Raw genomic sequence first — 9471 nt, 5'->3', positions numbered from 1 at the left:
GTCTCCAGGCGGATCATCTCGGTGAACGCGCTGTCGAAGGCGTCGCGGGCCGGGATCCCGCGCCGCTCGAACGCGATGATCGCGTCGTCGGAGACCGACACCAGGAACAGGCAGCCCCGCACGTCGAAGATGCCCTTGATGTCGTTGATCAGCTCCTGCGCGTGCTCCGGGGACGCGATCTTGTCGAGTTCGTCGATCGCCACGATCAGCCGCTGGGCCGCCCCGGCGCGGGTGAGCACTTCGGCCGCGTACTCGGCGAACGCCCGGAACTGGTCGACCACCTCGGGATAGGTGAGCTGCTGCTCCGCGCTCTGCGACGAGGAGGTCCAGCCCGCCTCGTTCTGGAACGGCAGCGCGAATTTTCCCGACCAGCCCGTGGTGAAGGTCTGCAGGAACCGGATGTGCCGCAGTTCCCGGGTGGCGACCGCCTGCAGTTCACGCAGCCGGAGATCCGCGGGCGGGCGGCTGCCGCCCGCCCTCCTCCCGGGCAGCCGGCGCAGGGCGGACACGCCGAGCAGCACGAGGTCGCGGGCGAGTCCCAGCACCACCAGCGCCGCCGCGGCCAGCACCGCGATCCGTCCGGCGGAAAGACGGGGCACTTCCTCCCAGACCGACGACGGCAAGCCCGCCAGCAGGCGGCGCAGCCCGGCGGCGAAGGGGGCGGGCCCGCCCCAGGACCACACGCCGAGAAGCGCCACGACGGCGAACGCGCTCGCGTGGCCGAGGGCCCGGCGCAACGCGCGACGGGCCCGTTCCCGGTGCCGCACCGGCCCCGTCACGCCCGGGAAGGCGGGACGGCGCTCTCCGGCTTCTCCGCCCCCGCCCGCGACGCGGTGCGAGACTTCCTTGCACAGCAACGCATGCAGGTACAGCACGAAGTCGCGGGCGTCGTACCGGGCGGGGGCGGAGGCGATGACCGCCAGTGGCCCCGGGCCGTGCGGCTCCCCGAGCACACCGGACGCGACGTGCCGCAGTGCCGTGGTCTTGCCGACCCCGCGATGTCCCGCGAGCGCGATGGCGCCGGTGTCCGAGCGGGCGACCGCACGCCACAACCGGGCCCGCCCCGCCGTGATCACCGGTGCCGTTCCCGTCGGTTCCGAGTACAGGTCGCGCACTCCCCGGAAGGTCAGTTCGGTGCCGTAGTGCGGGTCCCGCTCGTTCCGGACGATCCTGTGCAGTTCGGGGAGGACGATGCCGGCCACCGCGAAGCTCTGCCAGAGCCGGCCGTCGCTCCCGGACACGATGAGGTCGGCCGCCTGGCGCAGCGGCAGGACCCGGCGGTGAGCCCACTGCCCCGCGGTGAGCACGACGGCGGCATAACCGGCGAGGCCCAGCAGCGCGGGCCACAGCGGCATCGCCGGCCACGCCCCGAAAAGCAGCAGGTGGTATCCGAGGACCGCGCTGAGGGCGATCGTCAGCACACCCGTTTCCCTGGGCCCCGGCCGGGCGAGTCCGGTGGTCACGACCAAGGTCTGGTCCGGGTCGCGGAGGAACGTCTCGCGCTCGTCGCGCAACCGGGCCGGGATCACCCCGTCGGCCACGGCCAGTTCCCGGATCTCGTCCTCCCCGATGAGTTCTTCGTCGAGGGCCTGGCGGAGTTCCTCGTCCTCCAGCGCCTGGCGGATCAGGTAGGCCAGTTCCCGTTCCGCCGCTCCCGGGGGGTACTCGGTGCCGTGCGTCACGGTGGTCGAGGGTAGGACAGGAGACGGTGCCCGCGGCGGGAAACGGGACAGTTCGCTCGCCCGGGGTGCGGCCGTTCCTTCCGGCAGGCGGGGCACCGGCGCCGAGCGGCCCGGTTTTGTCGGACTCCGCTGATACGATCCGCCGGTCTGCGGAGGTCAGGGTCGAGGAGGGGCAGTGGCGGGGGATTCGGTACGCCGGTTCGGGATGGACGACCGGCCGGGAGTGCTGCTGCTCCACCCGTGGTGGGGTGTGACGGCGGCGGTCGTCGAGTGGGCCGAAAGCCTTGCGGAGGCGGGCCGCCGGGTGCTGGTGCCGGACCTGTACGGCGGGAAGATCGCCACGACGGTCGAAGAGGCCGAGGCCGCCCGCGACGGGATGGACACCGAGTCGGCCTTGCGGTTGATCGGCGCCTGCGCGGACGAACTCGCGGCGGCGGAGCGTCCGTGGACGGCGATGGGCTTCTCCCTCGGTGCGTTTTTCGCGTGCTCCCTCGCCGGGCGCGGTCAGGCCGGGCCGGACGAGCTGATCCTCTTCTACGGCGGGGCACCGCCTCGTGGCGAAGGGACCCGCACCCGCGTCGTGCACCTGCACGTGGCTCCCGGCGACGAGTACTTCACCGAAGAGGAGATCGCCGAGACGGAGAACGGTTTCCGCGCCGCAGGGGCCGAGGTGCGGACGTATCGTTACCACGCCGGGCACTGGTTCGCCGAACGGGATTCGCCCGCGTTCGATGCCGCGGCCTTCGCTCTGGCGCGAACCCGCGTCCTCGACCGCCTGCGTGCGTGGCTGCCCTGAGGACCTTTCCGCCACGCCTTGGGTCTTTCGCCGCTCACACCGGCTCGACCCGGAACACCGCGATCCGTTCCGCGGCGGCGGCGACACCGTCGGGGGTGGGGGATTCGGCCAGACCGGTGGTCACGTATCGCCTGCCCACGCTGGGCGGGCTGGTCCGTACCACCTCGTGCAACAGGGGCGGCCGCTCCTCGACCGGCACCTCCACCAGACGGACCGTCCTCGACCGCCGTCCCCGGGTGAGGACGGCGGTGTCCGCCGCGCGGGCGTTGGCGACCCAGGCGGCCTTCGGGAACGCCTGGATGAGGTAGCGCCCGCCGCTGAGGGACAGGACGGCGAGCGGGAACGTGCGGGGCTCGCCGGAGCGGCGGCCCGGCACGGTGAGCAGATACATCGGCCCGAACGCGATCCCGATCCGCTGGAGGCCCGTGATCATCTTGTTGATGCGGTTGACCCTGCGCCGGTAGCTCTGTGCTTCTTGCTGTGCCATGACCACACCGTACCCGAAGTAGTATGAAACTCATAATATCAGGGATAGATATGGCATCCTGGGGTCGTGGAAACGGTCATACTGCTCGAAATGGGCGGAATTGCGGCCTCCGGCGTTGGTCTGTTCGGCCGTATTCCGTGCGGGAACGGCGCACTGGGAACCCTTGAGCGGTCATGCTGGTCGGAGAAAAGGGGTCCGGTCCGTACAGCATGGGGGCGCGGGATGGCGAACGAGGGTTATACGGTCGAGACCGGTGAGCTGGCCTCGCATGCGCAGGCGGTGCAGCGGATTGCGGGGGAGTTGGGGCAGGCGTTGTCGGCGGCGGAGCAGGTCACGATGGGTGTTCAGGCTTACGGGATGATTTGTGGTCCGTTGTTCGTGCCGATCGTGTTGGCGGTGTCCGCGCCGGGTTTGGTGACGTTGGGGTTGTCGCGGCAGGCGATCGGTTCGATTTCGGATGCGGTGACCAAGGCGGTGTCGAGTTACGAATCGGTTGAGCAGGCGCATGCGCAGGCGTTGAAGGCTTTGGGTGAGGAGCTGAGATGAGCAATCCTCTGGTCGCCGGCGCGGCATGATCTTGGGCCGCCCCGGCGGCCTGCCGGGGCATGCGATCATCGGGCATGCCCAACCTGAGCGAGGCCGTCGAGCCGGAGCTGAACAGCGGGGTCCTTCCCGGCAATGTCCGCGCCGACGACTGGGTCATGTTCGCCCTGTCCGTACTGTCGGTGGGCCTGCTCGGGTACGTGCTGTTCGGCCAGCCGGACCGCGGGACGGTGTGGTGGATCTTCGCCGCGGATTCCGCCGTCTGCGCGGTGTTCCTCGGGGACTTCCTGTGGCGGTGGCGTAAACGCGGGTGGGCACGGGGTTTCCTGGCCCGCAACTGGTACGAGCTGTTCGCGATGATCCCGGTCACGAACCCGGCGCTGATCGGGCACCGGTTCGTCCTCGCGGTGCTGCTGCTGGTGCGCGTCGGCCGGGCGATCGACCGCACGGTGGGGGAGCAGTTCACCTACCGCCTGGTGGACAAGCTGTCCGATCCGATCGTGCGGGCGGTGAAGAAGCCGGTCACCATCGCGGTGCTCGACGAGGTGGTGAAGGTGCTCGAAACGGGCAACTATCCGGAGAACCTGGCCAGATCCCTCACCGCGCACCGGGCGGAGCTGAGGGCCATCATCACCGAAAAGCTGTCCGAGGATCCGCAGCTGGGCAAGCTCCGGCGGCTGCCGTTCCACGGCGAAGTGGTGCGAGCCGTGGTCGACACCTCGTTCCGCGTGCTGCTCGAAGTGCTGCTCGACCCGCGGGTCGACGAGTTCTTCTCTTCCGTGGTGCGGGAGAACCGGGAACAGATCCGCCGGGCGGTGCAGCTCGGCCTGCACGAAACCGAGGACGAGGCGTACGACGGGCTGCTGCGTGTGCGCACCCAGCGGACCGCGGCGCACGAGTTCGACCGGCACCACCCCGAGGAGGCGCCGGAGCCGAAGGGGTAGGGCTCAGAGTGCGAGGTTGACCAGAGAGGCGAGGGCGAACGCGGCGGCGAGCGCCCGGCGCCGCCGCCCGGCGAGGGCGGCGCAACCGGTGCCGAACCACAGGACGTCCAGGACCCCGCGGGGGAAACCGTGCAGCGGGAAGGTCGCGAGGGGCGCGGCGAAGAGCCCCCAGGCGCCGGCGAGCAGCAGGGGCAGGCCGAGGCCGGCGAGCCAGCGCACGGGCCGCGGTTTCCGAAGAGTGAAACCCCAGTATCCGGTGGCGGCGTACACCGACAGTTCCAGCAGCAGGGACAGCACCATCCCCGCGCCGGTGACCACTGTGGACATCATGCGGTGGCGGGGACGGGAGCGGCCGTGCGGTCCGCGCGGGCGAGCCACCAGGCCGAACCGAGGTGGAGCACGGCCGCGGCGGCCGCGCCGGCCGTCATGCCCGGGTTGTGGTGCACGAGGCCGATGGCGGAATCACCGGCCTGTACCACCCCCGCGAGGACGAGCGCCGGTTTGAGGGCGCGATGGCGCGTGGCGAGCAGCCACAGCACGCCGAGGCCGAGCGGAACCGCTCGTGCGACGTAGGCCTGGGTGTAGAAGGTGGACAGGGCGTTGCCGCTTGCGCCGGGCAACGCGAGTTCGGGCTTGATCAGACCGGCCACGGCCGAAGCCATGGAGAGGGCGGTGCCGAGAGCGTTGGCGATGGCGAGGAACCCTCTGGTGGACTTCGCGGCCATTTGTTCTCTCCTCGAATCGTTCTAGCGTTGAATGATTGGCTGAGAGTAGCATTCTTGGCGTGAAGGATGTCAAGGGTCTTCCGCTGACCGGCACGATCGCGTTCCGGCTCGGCGTGCTCGGTGCCACTGCCAACGCGGCGGTCGCGGAGCGTTTCGAGAAGCACGCGCTGACGCTCAAGCATGTCGGCCTGCTGGCCGTGCTCGACGAGGGAGGCGGCGCATCGCAGCAGGAAATCGCCCAGCGGATGCGGGTGGCGCCCAGTCTGGTGGTCACGCTCGCCGATCAGCTGGCCGAGCTGGGGGCGATCGTCCGCGAGCGGGATCCCCGTGACCGGCGGCGTCAGGTCCTGTCGCTGACCGGGGACGGGCGGGCCCTGCTCAAAAGCTGTGTCGCGGCGGCGCACGCCGTCGACGCCGAGCTGACCGCCGCGCTCACGCGCGAACAGCGCGAGGGATTGCGCACTGCGCTGCGGATTCTGGCCGGGGACAACGGTTTTCCGGTTCCCGAGGAGTCGCGTGCCTGAGATGGCGGACTGGATGTGGCAAAGGATCGCCGAAACCCGGTCGAGGTCGGCCGGGGCCCGTGCCTCGCGACGAGTCCGATCGTCGTGGCGCACGGGCCCGTCGACCGCGCTCAGCCTTGGCGAGACTTGAAGCGCGGGTCCCGCTTGTTGATCACGAAGACCTCGCCGTGCCGCCGGACGACCTGAGCGCCGGGTTTCCGCTTGAGCGAACGAAGCGAGTTACGGACCTTCATCGATGCCTCCTTGGTGCTGGTTGCGGGTGTCGGCGGGTCGCTCACCGCTCACCGAGCCGACCTGCTGACGCTCGATCTCCTCGTTGTCAGTGGTCCTCCCGTATTCACTTGTTGGTAACGATAGTCAGTTTCGTTTTATTTCACGGGGGCGCTGGGGTGCGGGGGGCCTTGACCTCTGAGGCTAATCGGATTAGCTTTTAGCTACACAGATTAGCCAACTGGGAGGATCGAAATGACGGAGTTCCTGGAGCGCGACGGAGAGCGGATCGCCTACGAGGTCACCGGCGAGGGGCCGCTGGTCGTGCTCTCCCACGGCATGGGCGACCGCCGCCAGGCGTTCCGCTTCCTCACTCCCCGCCTGGCCGCCGCGGGTTTCCGGGTGGCCAGCGCCGACCTGCGGGGCCAGGGGGAGTCGAGCACCGGATGGAGCTCCTACACCCGCACCGACGTCGCCGAAGACCTGCTGGCCCTGATCCGGCGGCTGGGCGGTCCGGCCGCGATCGTCGGGCATTCGTTCTCCGGTGGCGCCGCGACGATCGCGGCGGCGAAGGAACCCGGACTGGTCAGTGCGGTGGTCGAGATCGGCTCCTTCACCCGGGCGCAGCGGTTGAACCTCGGCGGGCTGCTCCGCAACGGCAGGTACCGCAAGGGACTGAGGCTGGTGATGCTCTCTACCCTGGGCGGCAGCCTCGGCCAGTGGGTCCGTTACCTCGACCACGCCTACCCCGGCGCCAAGCCGGCCGACTACGCCGAAGCGATCGAGGCGCTGCGAACGAAGATGAGCGAACCCGGCAGGATGGCCGTGCTGAAGAAGATGGCGACCGCGAAACCCACCGACGCCGGAGCGCAATTGGCTAACATGCGCTGCCCGGCGCTGATCGTCATGGGCACGCTCGACCCCGACTGGGCCGACCCCCTCGCCGAAGCGGCGGGCATCGTCGCCGGACTGCCTGCCGGGCTCGGGCAGGTGCGGGCGATCGAGGGTGCCGGTCACTACCCGCACACCCAGTTCCCCGACGAGGTCGCCGCGGCCGTGGTGCCCTTTCTCAGTGAGCACGCGATGTCCGCTTCGGACCGGTGAGCCGGGTGGCGAGAAAGCGTCTGACCTTCGACGACGTCGTCCGTGCCGGTGCCGAGCTGGTCGACGAGGTGGGCTACCGCGAACTCACCATGGGGCTGCTCGCCGAGCGGCTGGGTATCCGCACTCCGTCTCTGTACAAGCACGTCGACGGCCTGGCGGACCTGCAGCACCGCATCGCCGTGCTGGCCGTGTCCGAACTCGGCGACGAGATCCGCGACCGGATGCAGGGAAAGGCCGGCCGCGACGCGCTCGCCGCGCTGGCGGAGGCCTTCCGGTCCTACGCGACCGAGCATCCGGGCCGGTACACGGCCACGATCAGCATCGACTTCGCCGGGCCTGGAGACGAACTCTTCCGGGCCAGCTCGCGGGTGGTCGGTTCCGTCGAGGCGATGCTGAGCAGTTACGACCTCGAGCCGGACCAGCTGGATCACGCGATGCGCACGATCCGCTGCACGTTGCACGGCTTCGCGACGCTGCAGGCTTCCCGGGCGTTCCGGTGGAGCGGCGATCCGGAGGAGAGCTTCGACTGGATGATCCGGTTCCTCGACGAGGGCCTCAGGAGCAGGAAATGACCGGGGGGGACCGCGGTGCCGCTCACTCCGCGGCCCACTCGGTGAGCCGGGTGCCGAGGCCGCGCACTTCGGCGCGCAGCTCTTCCGGGCCCTCGATGACGAAGGGGTAGCCGAGCCAGGCCAGCACCCCGGCCGCCCAGTCGAGGCGGTTGGCCCGCAGCACGAGCCGTACCCCGTCGGCGGTCTCGGTCAGCGTCGCGATGCCGGGCGGGACGCGGCGGCGCACCTCCTCGATCCCGGCGCGCAGCCGCACGGACACCTCGTGCGGGTAGGGCACCCCGGCCAGTCCCGACAGCACCCGCGACACCGGATCGAAGTCCGGGGGCGGGTCGAACCGGCCCGGGGCGGGGGTGGCGGAGCCGATGCGGTCGAGGCGGAAGGTGCGGACCTCGCCACGGGACGCGTCGGCGCCCGTGGTGTACCACCGTCCGGAATGGAACACCAGTCCGTAGGGGTGGAGGACCCGTTCGCTCGGTGTGCCGTGCCAACTGGTGTAGGTGATGGTGACCGGCTGCCCGCGCCGCGCGCCCTCGGCCAGGGTGAGCAGGACGTCCGTGCCCGGCGGGGCGACGGCGCGCGGCGGTGAGGTGAACCCGGCGGTGTCGAGCAGCGCGGCCAGCCGCCGTCCCAGCGCGGCGGGCAGCACGCGGCGCACCTTGGCGGAGGCGCTTTCCCCTGCGGTCGTGACCAGCCCGGCCTGCTTTCCCGCGAGGAGCCCGAGCAGTACCGCGAGGGCTTCGTCGTCGGTGAACATCAGGGGCGGCAGTTTGTAGCCGGGTGCGAGCCGGTAGCCGCCGTAGCGCCCGCGCCGTGCCTCGACGGGAACGCCGAGGTCGCTCAGATGCCCGGCGTACCGGCGGACCGTGCGTTCGTCGACACCCAGCCGGGTGGCGAGATCGGGCACCGTGCGGGTGCCCCCGGCCTGCAGGATCTCCAGCAGGGCGAGCACGCGGGCGGTCGGTCGGTTCACGATGGAGTCCTTTTCCCCGAAAGCGGGCGGGTTCTGCCCGGTATTCACCTTACGGTCGGGGCATGACGAAAACCTACGTACTCATTCCCGGCATGTGGCTCGGTGCCTGGGCCTGGCGGGGAGTGACCGAAGACCTGCGAGCCCGGGGGCACGAGGTGCACCCGCTCAGCCTGACCGGCCTGGGGGAGCGGGTCCACCTGGCCCGGCCCGAGACCGACCTGGAGGTGCACGTCGAGGACGTGCTCAACCTGATGCGTTTCGAGGATCTGCACGACGTCGTCCTGGTCGGCCACAGCTACGCCGGTGCCGTGGTCATCACCTCGGCGGCGGACCGGGCACCGGAGCGGGTGAAAAAACTGGTGTTCGTGGACACCGGCCCGCTGCCCGACGGCACCAGCCAGGCGGAGTTCGGCTCGCCGGAAGACCGGGCACGCAACGCCGAACTGGTGGCCTCGGCCGGTGAGGGCTGGAAACTGCCGCCGCTCCCGTGGGCCGAGGTCGCGGCGGCCGTGCCCGATCTCGATCCGGCGCTGCTGAAGGCGCTCGAGGAACGGTCCGTGCCGCATCCGTGGGCTACGGCGACTTCACCCGTGCACCTGACCGGGGCCTGGGAAAAGCTGCCGCGGCTGGGCATCCTCTCCAGCTTCACCGCCGAACAGGCGCGCGCGATGGCGGCGATGCCGCTGTTCCGGCACATGGCCGACGAGCAGTGGGAGTTCGCCGAACTGCCGACATGGCACTGGCCGATGCTGGACAAGCCCGCCGAACTCGCCCACATCCTGGACCAGCAGGGCTGACCCGCTGCTCCAGCGGGTGCTGTGAGGGGCCCCTCACGGTCGCGTGCGTGTCGGCCGTGAAGGGTCCGCGGGTTCTAGGGGTGGTTGCAACGTCCGGTGTGGGAGGTTGCGGTGGTG

General features: G+C 70.4%; 13 protein-coding genes. 7 read left to right on the top strand and 6 right to left on the bottom strand.

Annotated elements, in window-relative coordinates; genetic code table 11:
* Window positions 1–1682, bottom strand: a 1682-nt coding sequence (locus FNH05_RS23770) for a hypothetical protein (protein WP_144590930.1), incomplete at its 3' end; no start/stop codon positions are given.
* Window positions 1683–1857: 175 nt separating this feature from the next.
* Here FNH05_RS23770 and FNH05_RS23765 point away from each other — a divergent pair.
* Window positions 1858–2478 carry a dienelactone hydrolase family protein gene (locus FNH05_RS23765; RefSeq protein ID WP_144590929.1) on the top strand — a complete coding sequence of 207 codons (621 nt, stop codon included), beginning with the start codon at window positions 1858–1860 and terminating at the stop codon, window positions 2476–2478.
* A 34-nt stretch (window positions 2479–2512) separates the two neighbouring features.
* On the opposite strand, the gene FNH05_RS23760 is transcribed toward FNH05_RS23765, so the two are convergent.
* The gene (locus FNH05_RS23760; RefSeq protein WP_144590928.1) at window positions 2513–2965 is read right to left on the bottom strand and encodes a nitroreductase/quinone reductase family protein; all 453 of its coding nucleotides are present in this window, start codon (window positions 2963–2965) and stop codon (window positions 2513–2515) included.
* A 66-nt stretch (window positions 2966–3031) separates the two neighbouring features.
* On the opposite strand from FNH05_RS23760, the gene FNH05_RS23755 reads away from it, so the two are divergent.
* On the top strand, window positions 3032–3511 hold the full coding sequence (locus FNH05_RS23755) for a type VII secretion target (protein WP_246127908.1): 480 nt from the start codon (window positions 3032–3034) through the stop codon (window positions 3509–3511).
* Window positions 3512–3585: 74 nt separating this feature from the next.
* A complete protein-coding gene (locus tag FNH05_RS23750) occupies window positions 3586–4452 on the top strand; it encodes an ion transporter (protein WP_144590927.1) in 867 nt (288 codons plus the stop codon).
* A gap of 3 nt (window positions 4453–4455) precedes the next feature.
* Here the strand turns inward: FNH05_RS23750 and FNH05_RS23745 are convergent, their stop codons facing one another.
* Together FNH05_RS23745 and FNH05_RS23740 are read right to left on the bottom strand one after the other, a co-directional pair.
* A complete protein-coding gene (locus FNH05_RS23745; RefSeq protein ID WP_144590926.1) occupies window positions 4456–4782 on the bottom strand; it encodes a DUF2568 domain-containing protein in 327 nt (108 codons plus the stop codon).
* Window positions 4779–5177 (bottom strand): hypothetical protein, encoded by a 399-nt coding sequence (locus FNH05_RS23740; RefSeq protein ID WP_144590925.1) that lies wholly within the window; start codon window positions 5175–5177, stop codon window positions 4779–4781. The genes FNH05_RS23745 and FNH05_RS23740 overlap by 4 nt, the downstream gene beginning before the upstream one ends.
* Window positions 5178–5236: 59 nt before the next feature.
* On the opposite strand from FNH05_RS23740, the gene FNH05_RS23735 reads away from it, so the two are divergent.
* Window positions 5237–5701 carry a MarR family winged helix-turn-helix transcriptional regulator gene (locus FNH05_RS23735; RefSeq protein WP_222426687.1) on the top strand — a complete coding sequence of 155 codons (465 nt, stop codon included), beginning with the start codon at window positions 5237–5239 and terminating at the stop codon, window positions 5699–5701.
* 110 nt (window positions 5702–5811) lie between these two features.
* On the opposite strand, the gene ykgO is transcribed toward FNH05_RS23735, so the two are convergent.
* Complete coding sequence (ykgO, locus tag FNH05_RS23730; RefSeq protein ID WP_144590924.1) at window positions 5812–5934, bottom strand: type B 50S ribosomal protein L36; 123 nt, start codon at window positions 5932–5934, stop codon at window positions 5812–5814.
* 232 nt (window positions 5935–6166) lie between these two features.
* On the opposite strand from ykgO, the gene FNH05_RS23725 reads away from it, so the two are divergent.
* Complete coding sequence (locus FNH05_RS23725) at window positions 6167–7015, top strand: alpha/beta fold hydrolase (RefSeq protein ID WP_144590923.1); 849 nt, start codon at window positions 6167–6169, stop codon at window positions 7013–7015.
* A 5-nt stretch (window positions 7016–7020) separates the two neighbouring features.
* Complete coding sequence (locus tag FNH05_RS23720; RefSeq protein WP_246127907.1) at window positions 7021–7587, top strand: TetR/AcrR family transcriptional regulator; 567 nt, start codon at window positions 7021–7023, stop codon at window positions 7585–7587.
* Between the two features lie 22 nt (window positions 7588–7609).
* On the opposite strand, the gene FNH05_RS23715 is transcribed toward FNH05_RS23720, so the two are convergent.
* On the bottom strand, window positions 7610–8557 hold the full coding sequence (locus tag FNH05_RS23715) for a helix-turn-helix transcriptional regulator (RefSeq protein WP_144590922.1): 948 nt from the start codon (window positions 8555–8557) through the stop codon (window positions 7610–7612).
* A gap of 62 nt (window positions 8558–8619) precedes the next feature.
* On the opposite strand from FNH05_RS23715, the gene FNH05_RS23710 reads away from it, so the two are divergent.
* Window positions 8620–9354, top strand: a complete 735-nt coding sequence (locus tag FNH05_RS23710) for an alpha/beta fold hydrolase (RefSeq protein WP_144590921.1) — start codon at window positions 8620–8622, stop codon at window positions 9352–9354.
* Window positions 9355–9471 lie beyond the last annotated feature (117 nt).

The sequence above is a fragment of the Amycolatopsis rhizosphaerae genome, from assembly GCF_007713715.1.
Classification (GTDB): Bacteria; Actinomycetota; Actinomycetes; order Mycobacteriales; family Pseudonocardiaceae; genus Amycolatopsis_E; species Amycolatopsis_E rhizosphaerae.
This window is presented reverse-complemented; position numbering and strand designations above follow the sequence as displayed.

What these genes read in the sequence shown, in the direction of transcription:
- FNH05_RS23760 (WP_144590928.1), bottom strand. Translation starts at nt 2,965, where the DNA reads ATGGCACAGCAAGAAGCACAGAGCTACCGGCGCAGGGTCAACCGCATC.
- FNH05_RS23750 (WP_144590927.1), top strand. Translation starts at nt 3,586, where the DNA reads ATGCCCAACCTGAGCGAGGCCGTCGAGCCGGAGCTGAACAGCGGGGTC.
- FNH05_RS23745 (WP_144590926.1), bottom strand. Translation starts at nt 4,782, where the DNA reads ATGATGTCCACAGTGGTCACCGGCGCGGGGATGGTGCTGTCCCTGCTG.
- FNH05_RS23740 (WP_144590925.1), bottom strand. Translation starts at nt 5,177, where the DNA reads ATGGCCGCGAAGTCCACCAGAGGGTTCCTCGCCATCGCCAACGCTCTC.
- ykgO (WP_144590924.1), bottom strand. Translation starts at nt 5,934, where the DNA reads ATGAAGGTCCGTAACTCGCTTCGTTCGCTCAAGCGGAAACCCGGCGCT.
- FNH05_RS23725 (WP_144590923.1), top strand. Translation starts at nt 6,167, where the DNA reads ATGACGGAGTTCCTGGAGCGCGACGGAGAGCGGATCGCCTACGAGGTC.
- FNH05_RS23710 (WP_144590921.1), top strand. Translation starts at nt 8,620, where the DNA reads ATGACGAAAACCTACGTACTCATTCCCGGCATGTGGCTCGGTGCCTGG.